Annotated in this window: 15 protein-coding genes, 1 riboswitch and 1 other annotated feature; all 15 genes read left to right on the top strand. The window is 52.9% G+C overall.

All coding sequences use genetic code 11. The features are described from left to right. The first annotated feature begins 14 nt into the window (after nucleotides 1-14). The 15 genes from GGC63_RS25095 to GGC63_RS25025 all read left to right on the top strand — a co-directional run bounded on the left by GGC63_RS25095 (nucleotide 15) and on the right by GGC63_RS25025 (nucleotide 23,590). The gene (locus GGC63_RS25095) at nucleotides 15-2,228 is read left to right on the top strand and encodes a helix-turn-helix domain-containing protein (protein WP_192704655.1); all 2,214 of its coding nucleotides are present in this window, start codon (nucleotides 15-17) and stop codon (nucleotides 2,226-2,228) included. 465 nt (nucleotides 2,229-2,693) lie between these two features. Then, the gene (locus GGC63_RS25090; protein ID WP_192704654.1) at nucleotides 2,694-3,650 is read left to right on the top strand and encodes an ABC transporter permease; all 957 of its coding nucleotides are present in this window, start codon (nucleotides 2,694-2,696) and stop codon (nucleotides 3,648-3,650) included. A gap of 31 nt (nucleotides 3,651-3,681) precedes the next feature. Beyond that, a complete protein-coding gene (locus GGC63_RS25085) occupies nucleotides 3,682-4,548 on the top strand; it encodes a carbohydrate ABC transporter permease (protein WP_192704653.1) in 867 nt (288 codons plus the stop codon). 53 nt (nucleotides 4,549-4,601) lie between these two features. Beyond that, entirely contained in the window at nucleotides 4,602-6,215 is a 1,614-nt protein-coding gene (locus GGC63_RS25080; protein ID WP_192704652.1) for an extracellular solute-binding protein, read from the top strand. A 78-nt stretch (nucleotides 6,216-6,293) separates the two neighbouring features. Then, nucleotides 6,294-7,604 carry an ABC transporter substrate-binding protein gene (locus GGC63_RS25075; RefSeq protein ID WP_192704651.1) on the top strand — a complete coding sequence of 437 codons (1,311 nt, stop codon included), beginning with the start codon at nucleotides 6,294-6,296 and terminating at the stop codon, nucleotides 7,602-7,604. Between the two features lie 34 nt (nucleotides 7,605-7,638). Next, nucleotides 7,639-10,020: a glycosyl hydrolase family 95 catalytic domain-containing protein gene (locus GGC63_RS25070; RefSeq protein WP_225948477.1), complete on the top strand. Its 2,382-nt coding sequence runs from the start codon at nucleotides 7,639-7,641 to the stop codon at nucleotides 10,018-10,020. Nucleotides 10,021-10,165: 145 nt separating this feature from the next. After that, nucleotides 10,166-11,338, top strand: a complete 1,173-nt coding sequence (locus GGC63_RS25065; RefSeq protein WP_192704650.1) for an alpha/beta hydrolase family protein — start codon at nucleotides 10,166-10,168, stop codon at nucleotides 11,336-11,338. A 295-nt stretch (nucleotides 11,339-11,633) separates the two neighbouring features. Continuing rightward, nucleotides 11,634-12,611 carry an AAA family ATPase gene (locus tag GGC63_RS25060; protein WP_079913818.1) on the top strand — a complete coding sequence of 326 codons (978 nt, stop codon included), beginning with the start codon at nucleotides 11,634-11,636 and terminating at the stop codon, nucleotides 12,609-12,611. Between the two features lie 12 nt (nucleotides 12,612-12,623). Then, nucleotides 12,624-13,859 carry a DUF58 domain-containing protein gene (locus GGC63_RS25055; RefSeq protein WP_192704649.1) on the top strand — a complete coding sequence of 412 codons (1,236 nt, stop codon included), beginning with the start codon at nucleotides 12,624-12,626 and terminating at the stop codon, nucleotides 13,857-13,859. After that, entirely contained in the window at nucleotides 13,822-16,266 is a 2,445-nt protein-coding gene (locus tag GGC63_RS25050) for a transglutaminase domain-containing protein (RefSeq protein ID WP_192704648.1), read from the top strand. The genes GGC63_RS25055 and GGC63_RS25050 overlap by 38 nt, the downstream gene beginning before the upstream one ends. 396 nt (nucleotides 16,267-16,662) lie before the next feature. Continuing rightward, the gene (guaA, locus tag GGC63_RS25045; RefSeq protein WP_192704647.1) at nucleotides 16,663-18,201 is read left to right on the top strand and encodes a glutamine-hydrolyzing GMP synthase; all 1,539 of its coding nucleotides are present in this window, start codon (nucleotides 16,663-16,665) and stop codon (nucleotides 18,199-18,201) included. A 221-nt stretch (nucleotides 18,202-18,422) separates the two neighbouring features. Beyond that, a riboswitch (purine riboswitch) is annotated at nucleotides 18,423-18,523 on the top strand. Between the two features lie 172 nt (nucleotides 18,524-18,695). Then, entirely contained in the window at nucleotides 18,696-20,093 is a 1,398-nt protein-coding gene (locus GGC63_RS25040) for an NCS2 family permease (RefSeq protein ID WP_192704646.1), read from the top strand. A gap of 195 nt (nucleotides 20,094-20,288) precedes the next feature. After that, nucleotides 20,289-20,555: a binding site (T-box leader), on the top strand. 231 nt (nucleotides 20,556-20,786) lie between these two features. Then, a complete protein-coding gene (locus tag GGC63_RS25035; protein WP_192704645.1) occupies nucleotides 20,787-21,038 on the top strand; it encodes a hypothetical protein in 252 nt (83 codons plus the stop codon). Between the two features lie 75 nt (nucleotides 21,039-21,113). Beyond that, entirely contained in the window at nucleotides 21,114-22,670 is a 1,557-nt protein-coding gene (locus GGC63_RS25030; RefSeq protein WP_192704678.1) for a 2-isopropylmalate synthase, read from the top strand. Nucleotides 22,671-22,774: 104 nt separating this feature from the next. After that, nucleotides 22,775-23,590, top strand: coding sequence for a class I SAM-dependent methyltransferase (locus GGC63_RS25025; protein ID WP_192704677.1), 816 nt, complete (start codon nucleotides 22,775-22,777; stop codon nucleotides 23,588-23,590). The last annotated feature ends 179 nt before the right edge of the window (nucleotides 23,591-23,769 follow it).

Below are 23,769 nucleotides of genomic sequence, written 5' to 3'. Positions count from 1 at the left end.
GTTCGGGGGTCCGCATGAAAAGAAACTGGTTCAAACGATTGCTGCTATCTTATTTGCCCATTTTTTTCTTTGTCGCCTTGGCGCTAATCCTTCTTTCCGCCCTTTCAGCAAGCGAGCTGACCAAAAAAGAAACGGTCCGGGCGAATCAAGTGTTCGCTGATCACGTTATGCAAATGATCGATCATACAATGCGAACCATGGATCAGCAGATCATTAAAGAAATTCAGACCAATGATAAAATCAATCAGTTTTATGCCCAATATTACACCGGCAATGCTGCCATGACGCTCTATGACGTCTCGAGCAAATTAAGAGAATTAATAGCCAGCACCCCCATGATCGATTCGATCTATCTGGTACGTCAATCCGATTATACGGTGCTTAGCAATACTTTGATGGCCCCTGTAGAGGAGTTCGGAGACCGGGATTTTATAAGGAACGCACTGCAGCAGGGGGGATCCTTCAAATGGACGGATGCAAGGGCTTACAAGGAGTTCGACGACCAGATCCGAGCCACTCAGGTCGTTACGCTGGTGAAGAACGTGCCGCTGCTTGGAGGCAAACAGGGCATTATCGTGGTGAATGTCCAGACTTCGGCCATACAAGGCCTGATCAAGGATATGACGGAATCGAACGTGAACTTTATCCGTCTCACGGATCGTCATGGCCAGCCGATCTTGGACAGCAAATCCGGAGGGAAGGTATTATCGGAGGTCACGTCCGATTACACGGGCTGGCGCATTCAAAGCGGGCTGTTGAACGAGAATCCGCCTTTGTTTATCGTTTCCTATTCCTCGTTCTGGCTGGCATTGAATTTGCTGCTGATCCTGATAGGGATGGTCTGGATTGTTTATGTCACACGGCGGAACTATCAGCCGATTGAAGCGATAGTAGCCAGGATCGATTCCTACGCGGCACAGCGGAGCAGCGCCTTGGCGGGGTTGTCCGGGCAGGATGAGTTCCGATTTATCGAAACGGCGCTGGACGACTTGGTGGAGAGAACCATGACGTTTCAAAAGCAGCTTGAGGAGGATATGGTATTCCGTAAACGCAATTTCTTCAAGGAAATGGCGGCAGGGGAGCGGCTCGTCAGCCTGGAGCAGTTCGAAGCGGAGATGAGGCTGTACGGACTGCAGGAGGATTTTGGTCTCGTAGTCATGGCCGTCATGGAGATCGATAAATATGCGGAATTTTGCAGCCTATACAATCCAAGGGACCAATATTTGCTGAAGTTTGCCTTGAGCAGCGTTGTGACGGAAATTGCGCAGAACGAGGGGATACGTGTCTGGATGGAATGGAGCTCGAATGCGCGGCTCGGCATGATGGTACATCTGACTCCCGAAGCGGGAGCCCCGGAGCGGGCCGCTCAAATGCTCGAAAAGGTCAGACTGTGGGTGAACCAGCATTTCGCCTTTACGGTTACGGTAGGAATCGGAAATCTTGTCGAAGCCATAGATGAAGTGCCTGGCTCCCATGAAGAAGCGTTGGAGGCTTTGCAGTACAAATCGCCGCTTGGAGGAAACCGGATTATTAAGTATCGCGAGGTGGCGGACAAATCGCAAGGAGAAGTCTATAAGCATCTGCATCTGATGCGTTCAATGGGCCAAAAGTTCAGGCTTGGGGATAAGGAATGGAAGCAGGAGCTTGAGCAGCTCTTCCGCGAGCTGATAGAAGGATTGTTTACCCGGGATGACGTTGTCGCTATCCTGCATTATTTGATCTACCACCTGCAGCGCGAAATGATGGAGCTTCCTGCGGAGCTGCATGAAATATGGACGAAGGAGACGCTGCCCAAGCTTCAGGAGGCACTGGAACGGTTGGATACGATTCAGGAGCTGGAGCATGAATTTATGCTCATCCTGGGGAGCGCCTTCGATTGGATGGATAATCAAAGGTCGATGCGGGCGCATCACCCGTCTTTGCTGAAGGTCAAGGAGTATCTTAACGAGCATTATGCCAACCCTGATTTGTCATTGACCTACTTAAGCGGTGAATTTGAATTGAATCCCAAATATTTGAGCCAAATGTTCAAGGAAGAGTTCGGTGTGAATTTCCTCGATTACTTGGGAAACGTCCGTATTCAACAGGCCAAGAGGCTGCTACTGGAGAGTGGGGATTCCGTCCAGGACATCGGGGTTCAAGTCGGCTATCCTAACGTGAGATCCTTTATGCGGGTGTTTAAGAAGCTGACCGGCGTTACGCCGGGCGAATACCGTAAACGAGAGTAACGGCGTGAGATCCGTTTTAAGGCGCTTCCTAAGGAAGCGTGAGTCTGTCGAGAAACCTAGTTTTGCGAGAACTTTGCTAAATATGGAGGTGGGGTATTCCTCGGAAGAGTTTACGTCCGCCTTTGAAACCCGTGAAAATACCACTAAATCTGATCCCTTTCACGGGTTTCAACAGCGGCTGGAGGGGCATACCCCACCGTAGTATATTAGCAATAGTTCAAGCCTTATAGGTTTCTCGACAATCTGGCGCTTCCTAAGGAAGCGTCTTTTGCTGCTGGCGGCCGTGGACTTTAAGTGCTTAACGGAAAAATGTCCGTTGCCGGAAAACTGACCATAGCCCCGAAACAGGGGAGGGATAGGAAAACGGTGACCTCGGCGGAATACTGTCCATTGCCAGCCAACAGCACTTTCAGCTACATTGGGTTCACAACATCTTTCGAACAACTTTAAAGCCGAGGTGGGTCGATGAGTCAACAGCTGGACGCCATAACGATACCTTCCGACAGGAGACATTCTCTCTTCCTGCGGAGAAGAAGAAGGCTGAAGCAGAACCTTCCGCTGCTGATCATGTTTATTCCGGTTATCGCTTTTTATGTGATTTTCAAATATGCCCCGATGGCAGGGGTTATCGTCGCCTTTAAAAGCTACAATTTTGCGGACGGAATATTCGGCAGCCCCTGGGTCGGCTTGAAAAACTTCCACGTCCTGTTCAGCAATCCGAATTCGCTGCTCATTATACGTAACACCCTGATGCTGAGCTTGATGAGCCTGCTCCTGGGATTTCCGTTCCCTATCATGCTGACCATCATGCTGCATGAGGTTAGAAGGATCTGGTTTAAGAAGACGGTGCAGACGCTTGTTTTTTTGCCGCATTTCTTGTCCTGGGTTATAGTCGGCGGCATGGTCGTCACGATATTTTCCCAGGAATCCGGCATCTTGAACCATTGGCTCAGGCAGTGGACAGGCAGCGCGTTTCCGTTCTTGTACAATGAAGCGTCGTGGATGTTCATTTTCGTCGGGTCCGGCATATGGAAGGAAGCAGGCTTCAGTGCCATCGTCTATTTGGCTGCGCTCTCTTCGATCGATACCAGTCTGTACGAGGCGGCCAGTATAGACGGAGCCGGCAAATGGAAGCAGATGCGTCATATTACCCTTCCTGGCATTGCGCCTACTATAGTCCTGATGCTCATTCTATCCATGGGCAAGGTCATGGAGGTCGGCTTCGACCAGGTGTATACCCTTCAAAATTCCGTTGTATCCAACGTATCGGAGGTTATCAGCACCTACATCTACACGATAGGTCTGCAAAAGGGGCAGTTCAGTCTGACAAGCGCGATGGGCTTGTTCGAATCCGTCGTAGGCTTTATTCTGATCGTTTCGGCCAATGCGATAGCCCGCAAATTCAACAGGGGCATCTGGTAGCGGCGAAACGTTATTTGGTCGGGAGGTACTCATGAAAACATCGGGAGAAAAGCTCTATCATGGAATAACCGGGATCGTATTGTTCATAGCGGCGGTCAGCTGTCTGCTTCCGATGCTGCATGTGCTGGCGGTTTCGCTTAGCAGTCCTCATGCCGTCACTTCCGGCATCGTTACTTTGTGGCCCCGGGGATGGACATTGGAATCGTACGCCCTATTATTCCGGGGCTCCAAAATCATCCATGCATTAAAGAACAGTATCACGATCACGGCAGTCGGTGTCGTGCTCAGTATGGCATTCACGATTATGGCTGCCTATCCGCTATCCCGCAGTTACTTTTATTGCCGCCGTTTTTTTACTATGGCAGCTATCTTCACGATGCTGTTCAGCGGGGGCTTAATTCCGACTTATCTGCTTCTGAAGCAGCTCGGACTCATTAACACTTATGGCGCCTTATGGCTTCCGGGCTTGATCAGCACGTTTAATATGCTGGTGATGCGCACGTATTTTGACGGAATTCCCGATGAGCTGGACGATGCTGCGCGTATCGACGGATGCGGGGAATGGAGGTATTTGCTGCAGGTCGTGCTGCCATTATCGCTGCCGGTTATCGCAACGCTGTCCGTATTTTACGCCGCAGGCTACTGGAATGCGTTCTTCTCCCTGCTGATTTATATTCATCAGACCGATAAGTACAATTTGACGGTGCTGGTCCAGCAGATGATCCAGAGCCAGTCGTTATTGCAGGAGCTGAATGCCAGCGACATGCAGGCTTCGATGACGCCGGAGGGAATCAAGACCGCCGGGATCGTGGTCATGGTCATTCCGATGCTCGCGGTGTACCCCTTTTTGCAAAAGTATTTTATGAAAGGCGTGTTGATCGGAGCCGTCAAGGGATAAGGGATACGCTATGGGGAACAGGAAGTCACCGTACATTATTGGAGGAGCATGAAATGAAAAGAAACCGATATGCCAAATGGATAAACGCCGGTGTGGCGGCTGTATTGACTTCGGCAGTGGCGCTTGCCGGCTGCTCCGGCACCAAGGACTCTCAATCGCAAGGCGCTGACGGAAAAAAGCCCGAAATCTCCGCAACGGTCTACGACCGGGGGCTTGTGCCCCAGGAAGAAGGGACCATCGAGAAAAACCGCTGGACGGATTGGATCAACAGCAACGGACCGGTTAACGTGAAATTTATGGCGATTCCCCGCAATGATGCGACGGCCAAGCTGACTACGCTGTTCGCTTCCGGAAGCGCGCCTGATCTTATCTTTGACTATTCCAATGTGCTTCGCGGGCAGCTCTATACGCAAAAGCAGATCAAGCCCGTCGACGATTTGATTCATCAATACAGCACGACCTACAAGCAGCTGCTGGAGAAATATCCGATCCTTAAGACGGTCGCCACCATGCCGGACGGCAAAATGTACGGGTTCGGCATCATCAACGGCCTGCAGACGAACCATGCGCTGTATATCCGGGCCGATTGGCTGAAGAAGCTGAATCTGGAGCCGCCGCAGACGACGGAAGACCTGTACAAAGTTTTGAAAGCATTTACAGAGCAAGACCCTGACGGCAATAACAAGAAGGACACTTACGGCACATCACTAGCTTATATTACGAATCAAATCATCAATGCGATGTTCCAGAATGTCAAATGGGTCGTCGAGGACGGCAAGCTGATCCATGACTGGGAGCGCTCCAAGGCGGCCACGGCGTTCAAGAAGCGCCTGTATGACGAGGGGCTGGTGGATAAGGACTACCTGACGGATAAAAGCGGCCAAAAGGCGCAGCAGGACTGGGTCAACGGGAGGATCGGCATGTGGGGAGGCCAGACGACCGGGGCCGCTTGGCTGCAAATTTATGAGTCGCTGAAGAAAAACAATCCGTCCGCCAAGGTGATCGTTATTCCGCTTCCCAAGAGCCCTTACGGCCAGTTCAGTCCAACGATTCAAAACCCGGTGCAGATCACGGCAGTGATGAACAGCGAAGCGAAGCATCCGGAAGCGATTATGAAATACATCGACTTCATCTCCTCGGAGACGACAGGGAAAACCTTGAAATACGGTATGGAAGGCACCCATTATACGCTGGGGAATAACGGCTGCCCGGTCTTCATCGACAAGGAGAAGGAAAAGCAGCTATCCTATGCGGGCGACTTCCGGATGCTGTTCTCCCCCGCTCTGGAGGGCAAATGCGGCAAGTATGAGGAGACCTTGAATCAGGATAACCCTCGGGAAAAAGAGTTCTACAGCATGATGAAAAAAGCGAATGAGTACTACTTGAACCCGGAGAGGCCGATAGCGGATATCACGCACGGGGAGCATATGCCGACGCCGCCGGACGATATTCAGCTGATCGATACCAGCATCAAAAAGCAGATCGACGACATCTGGATCAAAGCTATCGTCAGCGGGGCTTCCTATACGCCGGAGCAGGCATTAGCCGATGCCAGGAGCTTGTGGGACAAAGCGGGCGGCAAACAGGTCGACGACTGGTACGCCAAATGGTACAGCGAGAATAAAGATAAGGCGCTGCTGCGGGACCAATTATATCAATTCAAGTAGAGAGGATGATGAGAGAGGTGTCCGCCAGAATGGGGCCCCTCTTCTTCATAAATACTTTAATTCAAAGGGGACCGATGTATGAAAAAAACGAAAAAATCGTTCATCTTGGCGTCAGCATTCGTGCTGCTAGCTTCTCTTGTTCAAGGCTGCTCCGAAAAAACGGATGGAAAGAAGGAAGACGGAGCGGCGTCAGCGAAAATAAATATGGATCCGGTGACACTTACCTTTTATGGGAATATGTCGGAGGAGCTGTTCCAGAAGCTGGTCGTAGCGCCGGTCAAATTAAAGTATCCGCATATCGATATGACGCTTGTTCCGATGACCAAAAAAATCGATGAATTGATGGCTTCGGGAGAGGTGCCCGATATATTGGGGGATAACATCTCGGCGATCGGGAAGTACCAGACTCTCGGTCTTCTGGAAGATTTGACCCCATATGTGAAAACGTTTAACTTGGATTTGGCCAAGATAGATCCGGTCGTCATGGATACGGTCCGTAAAAATTCGGGCGACGGTAAGCTGTATGCGCTTCCGATATCCGGCAACGTGGTCACGATGTATTACAACAAGGATATTTTCGATCGCTTCGGCGTCCCTTACCCTACGGACGGCATGACATGGGATCAGGTCTATGAGCTTGCGAAAAAAGTAACGAGAACCGACAGCGGCGTGGCGTATCGGGGCTACGATTTCCAGGATCTGTTCCAGGTTCAATACAATCAGCTGTCGATACCGGTCATTGACGAAAAGACGAATAAGGCGATTGTGAACAATGCCGAATGGAAGAAGCTGTTCGAAAACTGGGCCCGGTTCTATACGATTACCGGCAACGAAGTGGACATGACGACGTATGGAAAAGGCTTGAACTTGTTTTCCAAAGACAAGACGCTGGCGATGTATTCCACCAGCTCGTTCTTCTCCTCGATGCCCGAGGCCGTTAAAAACGGGTTGAACTACGACGTGGTCAGCCTGCCGAGCTTCCCGGAGGCGCCGAATACCGGCGTTCAAGTTGAGGGGGGCGCCCGTATGATCACTACGACCTCCAAGCATAAGGATCAGGCATTTCTGGCTCTCAGCGCAATGCTGACCGAGGATGCGCAGCGGCTTATTGCCAGAAATGGCAACAGCTCCATTCTCGCCAATTCGGACATCAATAAGGACTTCGGACTGGACATTGAAGTATTGAAGGGGAAAAACCGCGAAGCGTTTATCAAGAATAAAAGCGCAAAGCCGTTCCCGTCCATCACCAAATATGATGCGGCGGCATTTTCGATCATGCGCTCGCAGTTCAAGAAGGTGGCAACGGGCCAAGCCGATGTGAACACAGCGCTGCGGGAAGCCGAGGAACTGATCAACAAATCGATTGCAGATCAGATGAAGCAGCAATAGCTTACTTGAAATAGAGACTGAAGGGATGATGGAGATGAAGCCGCAAGAAGCTGTGAAAAATAAACTGATATTGAACTACCCTTCCTCGTGGTGGGGGGCCAAATGGCGCGAAGCGCTTCCCTCCGGCAACGGGAAGCTCGGTGCTGCGGTTTATGGCAGCGTATATGAGGAGACCGTTCTGCTTACCCACGAGGAGCTGTGGCGCGGCAGCCAGACACCGGAGCTTCCGGACGTAAGCGATAATCTGCCGGAAGTAAGAAGACTGATGCTGGGCGGCGACGCCCCCAAGGCCAACCGGATTCTGGCGGATGCCCTGGAGGAGCGGGGCTACAAACCCAAGATGGCTTGGCCGCTTCCTCTTGCCGATCTTAAGGTCATCATGCCTTCACCGCACGGGTTTAAAGCCTATCAACGCGAATTGAACATGGAGACAGGGGAAGTGACAGTAACCTGGCGTGACGGTGAAACCCGGTACTATCGTTCGTTGTTCGTCTCCCGTCCCGACGATGTCATCGTATATGAGATTCGTGCGGAGGGTCCGGATAAAGTTCAGGCCGAGTTCCGGCTGGAGCTTCACGACCCGAAGGATATTCGCAAGTCGGCGACACTGCCGGAGAAAGTGGAGCAGAAGACGGATGGACAATATTTATTCTATGCCGCTGAAAATGACGACCGAACCGACTTCGGCGCAGTGGCCAGGGTAATCCCGCAAGGGGGGACTTTAGAGTCCGGGGTGGATAGACTGCATGTAAGCGGAGCGGACAGCGTTCTTGTTATTCTACAATTGTTCGTCAAGGGCGAGCGCGCAGCCGAATGGCCGCTGGTCCAGAGAGCCTTAGCCGAAATGAAGACGAGCTACTTAAGCTTGCTGCAGCCTCACGCAGAGGAGCACGGCCGTCTTTTCCGCGCGGTGAGTCTTGATCTTGGCGCCGGCAGCCACGCTCGCTCCAATGAAGAGCTGCTGCTGGACGCTTACAAGGGGGAGGCATCGCTTGAAATGACGGAGAAGATGTGGGCGTACGGACGCTATCTGCTCATCTCGAGCTCCCGCGACGGGGGTCAGCCATGCCATTTGTATGGGCTATGGTGCGGTGAATACGAGGGCATGTGGGCATTTAACATGTCTAACGAAAACATCCAAATGATCTATTGGCAGGCATTATCGGGGAATACGCCGGAGCTCTTGCTGGCCATGTTCGATTATTTCGACCGGCTGCTGGACGACTTCCGCACGAACGCGAAGCGGCTGTACGGCTGCCGGGGAATTTACATACCTGCTCCGACAGCCCCGGACACAGGACTGCTGAAGCATAAGGCGCCGCACATTATTCATTGGACCGGAGCGGCCGGATGGATTGCGCAGCATTATTACGATTATTACTTGTATACGGGCGACCTGCAGTTTCTGCGGGAGCGTGCACTGCCGTTCCTTAGGGAAACGGCGCTGTTCTACGAGGATTTCTTCTTCGAGGATGAAGAAGGGTATTATGTAAGCTGTCCTTCGAATTCACCGGAGAATTTCCCTGGGAACTACTCGCAAGGACCGGGGAAAAAGCCGCTGACCGAGACAGCGATCAACAGCACGATGGATTTTGCCATTGCCAAGGAAGTGCTTACCCACCTGATCGAAGGCGCAGAAGAGGCCGGAGTCTATTCCGAGGAAATCGGCAAATGGAAAACGATGCTCGGCAAGATTCGACCTTACCGCATTAATGAGGACGGAGCGGTAAGCGAATGGATGCATCCGGATTTCCATGATAATTACCATCATCGCCACCAGTCCCATATATATCCCGTATTCCCGGGGACGGAAGTGTCCAGGGACCGGGATCCCGAGCTGTTCGAAGCGTTCGTCATCGCCGCCAAAAAACGGCTGGTCATCGGGCTGAAGGAGCAGACGGGCTGGTCGCTGGCCCATATGTCCAACCATTATGCCCGGATGGGGGAAGGCGATTTGGCGCTGGAGTGTCTGGATCTTCTGAGCCGTACGTGCGTCATTAACAATTTCTACACATTCCATAACGACTGGCGCAAAATGGGCATCGGCGTCGATGCGGATTGGGCTCCGTTCCAGATCGACGCCAATATGGGATGGAGCACGGCGGTTCAGGAGATGCTGCTGTTCTCCTTGAACGGCACGATCCGTGTGCTGCCGGCGCTGCCGTCCAAGTGGAGAAAAGGCCATGCCGGTCCGCTGCTTGCCCGCGGAGCGGTTGAGGTTTCCATCGCTTGGGATCAGGATGCGGGCACGGTGCAGCTGGAGCTTTGCTCCAGAAACCGAAGCCAGACGGTAGACCTTGAGCTTCCGCGGCCTGTCGCGGACGTTCAGGGCCTCCATGTCGATGGAAGCCGAATTCGGGGTGTGGCGCTGGAAGCGGGAGTTCCCGTCCGGCTTGTATTAAACTATGTAAACTAGGAAAAAGGGGGGTGCAGAGGTGCACCCCTCTTTTGAATTAGGTTAGTTTAATACAAATTTACATTAGGATTGGCAATGTCCCCCTCTTGAACAGAGTGCTATAATCTCTGTAATTCGAAGCCAAGTGCATGAGGAGGAGAACCGTTTGTCCAGCCAATCTATAACCCCATTAGCTCATCCATGGAACCTTGCCAGGCTGATGCAGGCTCCTGAGGTCATTCCCGTCCCGGAGCTGAACGTGGGGGATATCCAAGCGATTTATTTTGAAAGTGAGCCTTACCGGGGGAAGCCGACTCGTGTATTCGCTTATTATGGAGTCCCTGCAGAGGCCTCTGATACCAAAGTACCGGCCATCGTACTGGTCCATGGAGGCGGAGGGACGGCCTTTCTGGAATGGGTCAAGCTCTGGACGGACCGGGGATATGCGGCCATCGCAATGGACTTGGAAGGGCATCTGCCTCTAGCCAAGGATAGTGATGGCAAACGCCCTTCGCACGATTGGAGCGGACCCTCCCGCCAGGGGGAATTTGGAGATTACGCTCTTCCCGTCAGGGAGCAGTGGATGTACCATGCCGTTGCTGCCGCTATAAAGTCGCATTCATTCCTGCGCTCGCTGGATGAAGTGGATTCCGGCAGAGTAGGGATTCACGGAATATCCTGGGGAGGCATTGTCACAAGTATAGTATCCGGAGTGGATCACCGTTTTGCCTTTTCCATTCCCGTATACGGATGCGGTTATTTATATGAGGCGTCAAACCGATATGGCGAAGCCTTCGCCAGAATGCCCGAAACGTATGCGGAGCAAATCAAACGATGGTGGGATCCGTCAACCTACTTGCCGCATAGTACGATGCCTATGCTGTGGGTGAACGGGGACGCAGATGCGCATTTTCCGCTGCATTTGACCAGCAAGTCGTATGAAGTGTCCCGAAGCCGCCGCAGCGAATCGCTGCTCAGCATTCAATTCGGATTAGGCCATTCTCATGCCAAAGGATGGAGTCCCAAGGAGATCTATGCCTTTGCAGATCAGATTGTCAAGGGTGGGCAGCCGCTTGCTCAATTGACTGAGCTCGTGGAGACCAACGGGCAAGCTGCAGTTTGTTACATGGCTGGAGGATCGCTGAAAACATCGGAGCTGCGTTATACACTGGATACATCGGACTGGTTCCACATGAATTGGGAGGTGGCCGAGGCCGCCGTTGACCCCTTGCAGCGCGAGATTAGAGCCGATATTCCCGAGGGGACCCGGGCTTATTTTATACTCGTTACGGATGAATGGGATTATACCGTTTGTTCTTCCATACAGCATCTCGGGTAGAACAACCAAGGTAGAGGAGAAGAGATTTATAGGATGAAAGATTTATAGTATGAAGTAGCAGGGGGGTGCTGTTAAAAAGCACTCCCTTATTTGGCGTGCATTCAAGAATGGCTGGGGGACTACTCTTATAAAAAAGTTGAACTGGCAGCATGCAATCTATCACACTTGGGTTATGCAGATCGGTTCGAAGACGGGTCAAACAAGGCTTGTCCGTTTATAGCAGAGTCTAAATGCCTCGCAAATTGGAAATAATAGATTCAATAGAAATCAATCTATTGAAGGAGGCAGGTTCATTATGCAGGTGCATTCATCTTTCTTTGATCCGCCGCAGGCCATGCTCGAACGAGTTATCTATCAAATGGAGAAAGTAATTATTGGAAAGCGGGATGTCATAGAAAAGCTGCTGGTCGCTCTGTTGTGCGGAGGGCATGTTCTGCTGGAGGATGTGCCGGGTGTCGGCAAGACGATGCTGGTCCGCGCTTTATCCCGGACGATAGACTGCAGCTTCCAGCGCATTCAATGCACACCGGATCTGCTGCCGTCGGATCTGACGGGAAGCAGCATCTTTAATCAGCAAACGTCACAGTTTGAATTTCGCCCCGGTCCCTTGATGGCGAATCTCGTTTTGGCCGATGAGCTGAACCGGGCGACACCGCGTACGCAGTCGGCGCTTCTAGAAGCCATGGAGGAGAACAAAATTACGGTGGACGGCGCAACGTACCCTTTGCCGGAGCCTTTCTTTTTGCTGGCTACGCAAAATCCTATCGATTTTGCCGGGACCTTCCTGCTGCCGGAAGCCCAGCTCGACCGTTTTTTGATGAAATTAAGTCTGGGGTACCCCGACGCGGCCGAGGAAGTGGAGCTGCTTAACCGGGTGGAGGAGCGGCATCCCATCAGTCAGCTTCGTCCGCTGATGCTGCCGGAGGAATTCGCTTCTTTGCAAAAGGAAGCGGCAAGGGTCCATGTGGATGATACGGTAAAGCACTATATCGTCCAGCTGGCGGCCGCGACGAGGAGACATCCGGACATTGCGCTTGGGGCAAGCCCGAGAGCGTCTATTGCTCTGATGCGGGCAGCCCAGGGACGGGCATTTTTGTCCGGAAGAAGCTTTGTCATTCCCGATGACGTGAAGCAGATGCTGCTTCCAGTCATTGCCCATCGCCTGATGCTGACCGCAGAGGCTTCATTGGCGGACAAACAGGGCGAACCGATTCTGGAATCCATCGCCGCGGCGACACCGATTCCGGCACGGCGCTATGCCCCGGCACAGTAAGGAGGAGCAGCGATGCGCAATGTGCTGATGATGTTGTTCTTGTTCCTAAGCTGGGGAGCGTCCTGGTATTGGGCGAATGCCCTGGGAGGGCGTTCGGCATGGATATGCTTTTACGGCTTAAGCTTCCTGCTGCTGTACATCGGCGCCGGAGCCGTGGGCTTGATGCGTCCGGTTCGTGTAGAACGAACGAAGGAGCCGATTCGCTGCTGGAGCGGGGAGGCGTTGGAGCTGAAGCTGCGCTTGAGATACGGCGCCATGGTTATGCCACTCGGCTGGCTGCTGGTGGAGGAGCGCTGGATGAATACCGGTACCGGTGAAATGATCGTCGTTCGCGATACGGTGCGTTTGCAGCCGAACGGCACCGGGGAAGCGGTGCTGCGGCTGCCCGGTATGCCGCGAGGCTTATACCGGCTGGAGGAGTCCGGCGTCGGGATCATCGACGCCTTCGGGCTGCTGCGTATCCGGCGCCGCAGCATCCAAACCGGCCAGCACCGCATCCTGGTGCTGCCAAGGCCGCTGCAGCTGCAGACGGCTGCTATAGGGGCGGGAGAGGAGCTCCCGTCCGCGGGGCCGCAGCCTCGGCTGCAGCGGCAGGCCGCGTCCACGCTGGCGTACGGGACGCGGCCCTATGCGCCGGGGGATCCGCTGAACCGGATCCACTGGCGCTCGACCGCGCGCGCGGGCGCTCTGCGCGCGAAGGAAACCGAGCAGCCCGGCAGCGACCGGCTGCTCATCTGCCTCGACGCGGCCAAGGGCGTGCCGAACGCTGCGGCGTTCGGGACGGCGGTTGAGGCCGCGGCAGGGCTCGCCCAGCGTGCGCTGCAGCTGGGCATGGGTGTGCGCCTTGCCGCCACGGACCGGCAAGGACGGTCCATTGAAGCGCGCGGCCGCGAGCGCTTCGCGGAGCTGCTCGAGCTGCTTGCGCAGCTGCCGTGCGACGGCGATAGCCCCCTGGCATCCGCTGTACAGCGCGAGGCGCTGCACGGCGGACGCGGGGCTGACATCGCCGTCATCACGGCGCAGCCGGATGAGCAGCTGCTGCGGGTCCTGTTCCGGCTGCGGGAGCGCGCCGTTCACATGGTGTACGTTCACGGCGGGGACGTATCTCCCGACGCCGTGAAAGAGTGGCGGCGGCAGGCGGAAGCTGCCGGCTGCCGGTTCACGGCGGTCAGCGCAGCGAATCGGCGCGCCGCCGGGGGAGGTGAGGGCTATGGCTCCGAAGCCAAGCATGCCGCAGCCGGCGCTTAACGATACGGCTGAGCCGGACCAACCCTGGGCGCTGCGCATAGGCTACGCGCTGCTTCTGTTCTGGCTGATCCGCGCCTGGCTCGTACCGCTCCAGCAGCTGTCCGAATTCACGGAGGTTTACCGGATCGCGCCATTCTTAATTGCCTTTGCTTTTTTCCTTGCTATAGATACGCTTCGTATGCCGGGGCCGGCTGCCTGGGGAATCAGGGCGGTGATCATTCTGGCGGCAGCCTCGGTGCTTCATAGCGGCCAATGGCTGCCGGGAGCCGGATGGTGGGTATCCTGGCTGCATGATTTGAGTAACGACGCGGTTCACGCAGTCCGGGGGCAGCTGGCCTACATCTCGCCGACGACTCGCACGATGCTGTTTTTAACGGGATGGGCCTTTTTCATCTGGGTGCTGCAGTCCTTTGTGGCGGACCGCCAGCAGCTGCTCTGGTTCATTTTGATGACACTGATTTATCTTGTGGCGCTGCAGCTGATTTTTGACACGGATATGTCAACTGGGCTGATCAGTGCTGCCGGGGCCGGATTGCTGCTCCAGGGATGGCTTCAAGCGGAGCGCTGGACCCGCTGGAAGCGAATCGGGACTCATGGCGCGAGCGTACATAACGACGGTTTATCTTCGCCACATCCGGACCGGTCAGTCCTGTGGACTCCTATTGCGGCAAGCTGCGTGCTGACGGCACTTTTCATGCTGGGAGCATGGGCCGGTGCGCTTCAGCATCCGGTTCAGGGGAAGCCTATCGATTGGTCGGGTCCGATTGCCTCATGGCAGGAGCGGCTTCATTTTCTTGAGGGGAAAGGTACGGACAACCGGCCGGCCTCCGCTGCCAGAACAGGCTACAGCTCGGATGATTCCCGTCTCGGGTATCCGTTAACCCAGGATGATACCGTCGTCTTCTTGGCCACAACGGCAAAGCTGACCTATTGGAGAGGCGATTCCAAGTCCACCTATACCGGCAAAGGATGGTATGCATCGGATTCCGATCCGGTTCAAGTTGGAGTTACCTCTCAGCCCAAGGAAAGCGGGGTTGAACCATCGGAAGTAAAAACGGCAGTTCTCCCGGAAGAAGCGGTTCGACCGGCCATCACTCAGCAAATTGTTCTCAAACAGCGGTTTACTCAGTTGTTTCTGGGCGGTGAATTGACCCGAATCGATTCGCTCATATCCCAGAATGGGGATAGTATTTCTCCGGATTGGGTGTGGAGAGATCGATGGTCTGGCCGGTATTTCTTGCCCGCGTTGGCAGATCCGTTATCGTCTTACACCGTTCAGGTAACGCCTTGGAATTCCCAAGGGAAGGGGCAGCCCGTTGAGGAGAATGCCCTGGTAGCTGAAGCAGATGCCGCCTACCTGCAGCTGCCCGACAAGCTTCCGTCGCGGATCACCGATTTAGCCTACAGCATCACGAAGGATAGTCCGACACCGTATGCCAAAGCTCAAGCAATAGAACAGTATTTAAGGAGCCACTATACCTACAGTATGGAGCAGTCGCGGCCGCCGGGCGAGGGGCAGGATTTCGTCGATCAATTTTTGTTCGAGCAGCAAATGGGCTATTGCGATCATTTTTCTACCGCGATGGCGGTCATGCTGCGCTCGGTTGGCGTTCCTGCCCGATGGGTCAAGGGCTTTTCTCCCGGACAGGTCCTTTCCACGGAAACGAGCGGTGCGGACGGAGCACTTATATACCATGTGGAGGTTCGCAATAAAAACGCGCATTCCTGGGTTGAGGTTTATGTACCTTCGGCAGGGTGGGTGCCTTTTGACCCTACCCCCGGTTACGGCGGGGCGGCCGCGGCGGATAGTAACGCCCGGACGGCTTCTGCTGCGGCTTCATCCCACGAGGGGCCGGATGCCTCCTTATGGCAGCAGGCTTTGGGCCTTGCTCCTTCTCTTACCCAGCTTATGCACACCGGACGGAGCCTCTTGGAGGCTTTGTCCACCCTGATTCGTGATGTGCCCGAACGTATCCGCCATGCATGGCTGGGGATGCGGCCTTGGCTGCCGCTATCCATTTGGATAACGGCAGGCTGCTTAGCAGCTCTTCTTATCCGCCTGTGGATGAAGAGAATGGCAAAAGCCTCCGCCTACCAGAAGGAAGGACAGGAAGCCGGACTCTCGCTCTTATCCAGGGCCGCAAGGCTGCACGGCGTTCGTGCTTATGCCGTTCAACGTGCTTCCGACCGTCTATGGAGGAAGCTGCAGCGGCGATGGGGCCGTGCCGAACCGTCACAAACGCTGCGGGAATACGCGCTGACCCGTTCCTACAGCAACGATACCCAGCGGGAAATGCTCCTTCGGTTTATCCGGCTGCAGGAGCGGATTCGATACCATGCGGGTGCATCCTCGGTAACCCGACACCAGCTTCATGAAGCATGGCAAAATATACGCAAAAGCTTGTGAGCCTTTAACGCAAAGGCCGCAGGCTTTTTTGCCGTTTAAATAGTACAGCTTCGTGAGACTTCATGATGATCGTCATTTATCTTTAAAACAATGGGAAATACTAGCTATGAAGCGCTTTACTCTTTGCCTAATTATGCATTTTCGATGGAGGCATTGCCCTTTCTGTAATGGAAGCTTATAATAATGTCTATTGATTTAGAGCAGAGCTTCAAGTCTTGATGGTGAAACAAAAAGGCGGGAGCTTGCGTGTGAATCTGGTTTTGCGCCCGCGAAGGCTTACTAAAGGAAGTTTTTTTCAAAAACTCAAGCAATGCTTACGAAGTAAGTTTTGCTAAAGCAAAACTCAGTAACGCTTACGAAGAAAGTTTTTCTTCAAAAAACTCTAAGGAGGAAATTATGGACAAGCCGAATGAAATTATTGTTGTGCTCGATTTTGGAGGACAGTACAACCAGCTGATCGCCCGCCGGATTCGGGATTTGGGAGTTTACAGCGAGCTTTTGCCTTACAACACGCCAGCGGAGAAGCTGAAGCAGCTTCAACCCAAAGGCATCGTGTTCTCCGGAGGGCCGGCCAGCGTATACGGCGAGGACTCCCCGCTGGTAGACCCTGCGGTTTATGACTTGGGCGTGCCTATTCTCGGCATTTGCTACGGCATGCAGCTGATGGCCCATCAACTGCAAGGGAAAGTGGAAAGAGCCTCGAAGCGCGAGTACGGAAAAGCCGAGGTCGATTTTGCCGACCACTGCAGACTGGTTCATAACCTGGACAAGAAGCAAACGGTGTGGATGAGCCATAGCGATTTGGTAGTAGAGCCTCCTACCGGGTTTATCATCGATGCCAGCACGGAGCATGCTCCTGTAGCGGCTATGAGCCATCCGGAGAAACGGATGTTCGCGGTTCAATTCCATCCGGAAGTGCGCCACTCGGTGTACGGCAACGACATGATCCAAAACTTCCTATACAATGTGTGTGAATGTGCAGGCCAATGGAGCATGGAAAGCTTTATTGAAGATACGGTACGCGATATCCGCAACCAGGTGGGTGACAAGAAGGTCCTTTGCGCGCTGAGCGGCGGCGTGGATTCCTCTGTTGTGGCGATGCTGGTTCATAAAGCGATCGGCGATCAATTGACATGTATGTTCATCGACCATGGTTTGCTGCGCAAAGGGGAAGCGGAAGGCGTTATGGACACCTTTGTCGGCAAATTCGACATGAAAGTGGTCAAAATAGACGCTCGCGAACGTTTTATGAGCAAATTAGCCGGCGTAGACGATCCGGAACAAAAACGTAAAATCATCGGCAACGAGTTCATCCGCGTGTTTGAGGAAGAATCGACACAATTCGACGATTTTGCTTTCCTTGCTCAAGGTACTTTGTATACTGACATTGTCGAGAGCGGAACCGCAACAGCTCATACGATCAAGTCTCACCATAACGTAGGCGGGCTGCCTGAGGATATGAAGTTTGAATTGGTAGAGCCTTTGAAAGCTTTGTTTAAGGACGAAGTGCGCAAAGTAGGTCTGGAGTGCGGCCTTCCGGAGGCTATCGTATGGCGTCAGCCTTTCCCAGGCCCGGGTCTTGCAATCCGTGTGTTGGGCGAAGTAACCGAAGAGAAGCTGGAGATTGTTCGTGAATCCGATGCGATCTTGCGCGACGAGATTGCCAAAGCCGGTCTGGACCGCGAAATTTGGCAGTATTTCACGGCTTTGCCGAACATGAAGAGCGTAGGCGTCATGGGCGATGCCCGTACGTACTCCTACACCGTAGGTATTCGTGCAGTAACCTCCATCGACGGCATGACCGCCGACTGGGCTCGTATTCCTTGGGACATTCTGGAGAAAATCTCCGTTCGTATTGTCAACGAAGTGGATAACGTCAACCGCGTTGTGTACGATATTACGTCCAAGCCGCCTGCAACGATCGAGTGGGAATAGTTTGAATTTGTTATCGATAGAGCGAGCTTCTCGCCTGCCAAGAGTCTCTCCTCATGAAGAGGAGGGGCTCTTTTTTCATAAAGAAGCCATTCATATTTGGTTAAAGCTTTTCCTATAAGAGGAAGTTTGAGCAAAATAAACGAACGAGAACAAAAAAACTTTCATTAATGTTCGGGAAAATCCATTGACAAGTTTCGTCATGAATTTTAGAATAAATGATGAATATTAGGGAATAACTGTTTCGTATAATCCCGGGAATTGGCCTGGGAGTCTCTACGAGATCACCGTAAATGATCTGGCTACGAGCAAACAAAGCGGAAGGCGCACGGTGCTCCCCTGAAATGACACAAGAGGGCTTAAAAGCAAGCCTTTTTCTGTGGTTTCGGGGGGCATTGACAAGCCCTGATCCGCTTTGCTTGTGAATCCGGCCGTTTGATCATCGATCAAAGCCGGATTTTTTCGTTGTTCCAAAAACCATTGGAGGGATTTGGGGAATGGATCGATTGTTTAAGCTGAGGGAAAACGGTACCAACGTCCGCACGGAAATTATGGCGGGTCTGACCACGTTCATGACGATGGCGTACATTTTGGCCGTAAATCCGAACATTCTCAGTAACTTTGGCTCGGGTGCTACCGGAATGGACTGGACTGCCGTATTTTTGGCAACGGCTATTGCCGCGGGCGTAATGACTATCGCGATGGGACTTTTCGTTAACTTTCCGGTCGCTTTGGCTCCAGGTATGGGATTGAACGCTTATTTCGCTACGGTGATTTTGGCTTCGCAGGGTACATTCACGTACCAAATGGGATTAGCGGCCGTATTTATTTCCGGTTTGATTTTTATTTTGTTGACGGTAACGAAGGTTCGTCAATTGCTGCTGGTTGCTGTGCCTGACAGCTTGAAGCACGCGATTACAGTAGGTATCGGATTGTTTATTACGATCGTCGGCTTGAAAAACAGCGGGATGATGACGATCGCAGTAGAAACGAGCAACGATGTGAAGGCTCATCAATATACGGATCTGCTTTCGTTCGAATCGATTATTCATATGGGCAGCTTGAAGGATCCGAATGTGGTTCTTTGTATCGTCGGGATTTTGTTGATTTCCATCCTGATGGTGCTTCGTGTCCGCGGAGCGATTTTGTTCGGTATTTTGCTGACCACGGTTGTCGGATTGCTCATGGGTCAAGTCAACCTGGGTACTTTGACAGATGCGAAAACGACGTGGGTTCCTGACTTGTCCAAGCTGGCTTTAGGCCATTTTGACTTCCAGGGCGTTCTGAATACAGGGATTATTTCGGTCATTGCGACCTTTACCTTTGTCGAATTGTTTGATACCTTCGGTACGCTGGTAGGGACGGCAAACCGTGCAGGGTTTATGAAAAATAAAGAAGAAGGCAACAAAAAAGTAGGGAAAGCCATGATGGTTGACGCGTTTGCGGTCAGCGGCGGCGCATTGGTGGGTACAAGCACCGTGACGGCATTCGTCGAAAGTTCTGCAGGTGTAGCACAGGGTGGACGTACGGGCCTGACCGCTGTAACTACAGGCGTATGCTTCCTGCTCGCTCTCTTCCTGGCTCCAATTGCGGCTCTGATTCCGGGCTCCGCTACAGCGGCGGCTTTGATCATTGTCGGCGTGCTGATGATGCAATCCGTTAAAGAAATCGATTTTCAAGATTTTGTTGTCGCGATTCCAGCGTTTTTCACGATCGCTTTCATTCCGTTCACTTACAACATCGCCAACGGAATTTCATTCGGCGTTGTGACGTACGTGATTCTGGCCACCTTCTCCCGTATAGGCGGAAACAACACGCACAAGGTTCATTGGCTCATGTGGGTGTTGGCTATTTTGATTGTCTTGCGCTATGCATTTTTCGGCAGCGAAGGATAATGCTTCGGGCGGTAAAAGCTTCGGTATTCCTATTTGGGAAGACCGGGGCTTTTTTTAAATTCAGGTCCTCCTGCAAAAGAGATGAAACAGCTTTAAAGCCGTGATCCTAATTTGTAGAGTTATATTTCTGGAAAAAGAATTCCAAATCATGCATTGACTTTTCAAAAAGCGCATACTATAATTGCAAACAATATCAAAAACGCTGGGAACGGGAGCAGTAGTCGGCCGAACTGTCAAGAGAGCTGCGGGATGGTGCAACGCAGTCAGTGAAGCCTGCGAAACTCGCCCGGGAGCGGTGGAACTGAAACGATGTAGCGCTGCATCGGCAAGTAAGTTTCAACGGATGCCTCCGTGATCAGGCGTGCTTAGGGATTCATTCTGTAAGCACACGAGGTGGGTTTAGGCTGTGCAGCCGAACCAACAAGAGTGGTACCGCGATAGGTAAGGTCTGTCGTCTCTTTTACAGGAGATGGCAGGCCTTTTTTGGTTTCCAAACAACACGGTTCATACAAACGAAGGAACGACAAATAGATATCCAGAAAACGCTAGGAACGGGAGTAGTAAGGCAATCCGGAGGACAGAGAGCTGCGGGGTGGTGCGACGCAGTCGACGGATGTATGAAGCTCGCCCGGGAGCGGCGGGACTGAAATCCAGGTAATCGCTGGAAACTAGGTTTCGACGGAGTAGCCCCACGTGAACGGGGGACGCGATAAGGCAGGTCATCGGTCAGCATATGCTTACCGGCAGGCCCCTTTTGCGAACGAGGTGGACGCCTTTCCGGACGGAGAGGGTCAACGAGAGTGGTACCGCGGCGGCCGAAGGCCTGTCGTCTCTTCTGTAGAGGCGGCAGGTTTTTTATTTTTCACCGGTAGTCCCTGTAAGCTGTCTCAAAGCTCGCGTTACTTTGGGGGAATGGTTCCACAGTCCGATATGAGCAGTTTTTAAAACCTAGAGGAGGCGTTACCAATGACAAACCATAATGCAAACCATAACGATAATCAAGCGGCACATGCAGGCCAAATGAGAAGGATCCATCTATTTGACACGACCTTGAGAGATGGAGAGCAGGCACCCGGGGCGTCGTTGAATCCGGAGCAAAAGATCGTAATCGCCAAGCAGCTTGCCCAATTGGGCGTCGATATTATCGAGCCGGGCTTCCCGATTTCAAGCCCTGGAGACTTCATGGCGGTTCAGCGGATTTCCCGGGAGGTTCAAGGCGTAGAAATTTGCGGATTCGCCAGGTCAGTTAAGGAGGATATCGATGCGGCGGTCCGCGCTACAGAAGCGGCAGAGCGCCGGAGATTGCACTTGTTCTTGTCGTCCTCGAATATTCATTTGGATTTCCAATTGCGTAAATCCAGAGAGCAGGTGATTCAAATCGCTCGCTCCATGGTGGCGTATGCGAAGCGGTTTGTGGATCGCATTGAATTCTCACCTATGGATGCGACGAGAACCGGAGACGAATTTTTATTCGAGATCATCGAAGCGGTGATTGCAGAAGGAGCCACGATCATTAATATTCCGGACACGGTAGGCTACGCCCTTCCGGAAGAATACGGCGCCCTGTTCACCCGGGTCATGAAAAACGTTCGAAGCAGCAGCCAGGTGGAATTCAGCGCACACTGCCATAACGATCTGGGGCTTGCTGTAGCCAATAGTCTGGCTGCGATTCGCGCGGGAGTCACCCAAGTGGAGGTCACCGTGAACGGCGTAGGCGAACGTGCCGGCAACTGTTCTTTGGAGGAGCTTGCGATGGCGATTGAAACGCGCAAAGAAGCGCTGGGAGCGGAGACCGGCATCCGGACGGAGCATATTTATTCCATATCTCAGAAGGTAAGCCGCGCCATGAGCATTCCGATCGCCTTCAATAAGCCGGTAGTAGGACGCAATGCATTCCAGCATGAAGCGGGCATTCATCAGGACGGCTTGCTGAAAAACCGCAATACGTATGAAATTATGGACCCTGACCGGCTGGGGATTCCGCGGAGCATGATCATACTGGGCAAGCATTCAGGACGTCATGCGATCAAGCATCGCGTAAGCCAATTCGGGGTGGAGCTGACGGATGACCAAATGGAAGTCCTGTACACCCGATTTAAAGAGCTGGCGGATCAGCAAAAGGTCGTTCAAGATCATCAGCTGATGGGGCTGGTTGGCAGTACGGTGAATGCGGTACTGGAGCCGTATACCTTGGTTCATGCCCAAGTGCTTACCGGAACGACAGGTCACCGGATGGCGTCCTGCACGATTACCAATAACGCTACAGGCGAGCAACGGATCTGTTCGGGAACAGGAGAGGCTCCTGTTGAAGCCTTGGTGGCGGGGATGAGGGAAGTGCTGCCGATCCAAGTCGAATTTGACGATTTGGAGCTGTATTCCTTGTCCTCCGGAGAGGAAGCGAGCGGAGAAGCGATCGTAACGGTAAAGGCAGGCGGAAAAAGCTACAGAGGCGTCTCGGAGAATCGCGATGTGCTGATGGCTGTAGCCCAGGCCTTCATGGCGGCATGCAATCAGGCGGTTCGTGAGCAAGGGGCGTTCAGTGAGTCGACAGAGGGAGTATCTGCAGCAGGCCATTAAGCAGCCTCCGTTAACCAATAGGTGAAGCACATAATGTATTTTCTGCATCCAGACTCTATGAAGGAAGCTTCCCATTACCAAATTCGGAAAAGGAGTGAGACATGATGAATCGTATCGTGCAATATTATGAGTCTTTTGATGAGTGGGGCCGTTTGGACCGCGAGCCGATTGAATTTTGGATCAACTGGCATTTCATACGGAGGTATCTTCCCCAGGAAGGGCATGTATTGGATAATGGAGCCGGTCCCGGCAAATATGCGATGAAGCTGGCGGAGGCCGGTTACCGGGTTACGCTGACGGATTTAACGGTCAAACTGGTCGAAGCGGCCAGGATGAAGGCGGCGGAGTCAGGCCTCGCCGAACGGTTCGAAGGCTTCTATACAGCCAATGCGGTATCGTTGCACCAACTGAAGGATAGCAGCTTTGACGCCTCCCTCATGCTTGGACCGTTATACCATTTGCAGCAGGAGCAGGACCGGATAGCCGCCGTGAAGGAGCTGTACCGGGTAACCAAGCCTGGCGGGATCATTTTTGTCGCCTTCATGCCTAGGGTGAGGCATTTGCTGACCTCCCTGATGGCGCCTCAGCACTGGAAGCCTAATGATACGGCGGATAACCTCATTCGATTTATGGAGCAAGGCACGTTCGATCATCAGGATGAAAAGCGGTTTACCGGGGCGTACTATTATCCGATTGAGGATATCCAGCCCTTTATGGAGACACATGGCTTCGAGACGATAAAAATGATCGGTTCCTCCAATATAGCTTCCTTGCTTCAACCGGAGCAATGGAATTATTGGCGAAGCAGAGGCGAAGAGGAATTCTCGAAAGTGCTGGATTTGATAAAGCAGACCGCGGAAAATCCCTACATATTGGGGGTTTCACCGCACCTGCTCTATATTGGAAAACGACGGGAGTAGACAACTGAAACTATAAAGCTGATTAGAGAGCATCTAAGGGCTGTGGATAATAGTTATCCACAGCCTCTGTGTATAATGTGCATAAGTTTGTAAAGGTGCGGTAAATCAACGTTCATTATACCCAAAGGAAAGGGATGAACGTGGATAAACTATGAACAGCCAACTTGTGGATAATGTGG

The sequence above is a fragment of the Paenibacillus sp. OAS669 genome (assembly GCF_014873645.1).
In the GTDB taxonomy this organism is placed as follows: domain Bacteria; phylum Bacillota; class Bacilli; order Paenibacillales; family NBRC-103111; genus Paenibacillus_S; species Paenibacillus_S vulneris.
Note: the sequence above shows the minus strand (reverse complement) of the source record. Positions and strands in the feature narration are given on the sequence as shown.

Bases quoted from the DNA above. Each gene is read 5' to 3' on its own strand.
- GGC63_RS25095 (WP_192704655.1), top strand. From the start codon at position 15: ATGAAAAGAAACTGGTTCAAACGATTGCTGCTATCTTATTTGCCCATT.
- GGC63_RS25090 (WP_192704654.1), top strand. From the start codon at position 2,694: ATGAGTCAACAGCTGGACGCCATAACGATACCTTCCGACAGGAGACAT.
- GGC63_RS25085 (WP_192704653.1), top strand. From the start codon at position 3,682: ATGAAAACATCGGGAGAAAAGCTCTATCATGGAATAACCGGGATCGTA.
- GGC63_RS25080 (WP_192704652.1), top strand. From the start codon at position 4,602: ATGAAAAGAAACCGATATGCCAAATGGATAAACGCCGGTGTGGCGGCT.
- GGC63_RS25075 (WP_192704651.1), top strand. From the start codon at position 6,294: ATGAAAAAAACGAAAAAATCGTTCATCTTGGCGTCAGCATTCGTGCTG.
- GGC63_RS25070 (WP_225948477.1), top strand. From the start codon at position 7,639: ATGAAGCCGCAAGAAGCTGTGAAAAATAAACTGATATTGAACTACCCT.
- GGC63_RS25060 (WP_079913818.1), top strand. From the start codon at position 11,634: ATGCAGGTGCATTCATCTTTCTTTGATCCGCCGCAGGCCATGCTCGAA.
- GGC63_RS25055 (WP_192704649.1), top strand. From the start codon at position 12,624: ATGCGCAATGTGCTGATGATGTTGTTCTTGTTCCTAAGCTGGGGAGCG.
- GGC63_RS25050 (WP_192704648.1), top strand. From the start codon at position 13,822: ATGGCTCCGAAGCCAAGCATGCCGCAGCCGGCGCTTAACGATACGGCT.
- guaA (WP_192704647.1), top strand. From the start codon at position 16,663: ATGGACAAGCCGAATGAAATTATTGTTGTGCTCGATTTTGGAGGACAG.
- GGC63_RS25040 (WP_192704646.1), top strand. From the start codon at position 18,696: ATGGATCGATTGTTTAAGCTGAGGGAAAACGGTACCAACGTCCGCACG.
- GGC63_RS25030 (WP_192704678.1), top strand. From the start codon at position 21,114: ATGAGAAGGATCCATCTATTTGACACGACCTTGAGAGATGGAGAGCAG.
- GGC63_RS25025 (WP_192704677.1), top strand. From the start codon at position 22,775: ATGAATCGTATCGTGCAATATTATGAGTCTTTTGATGAGTGGGGCCGT.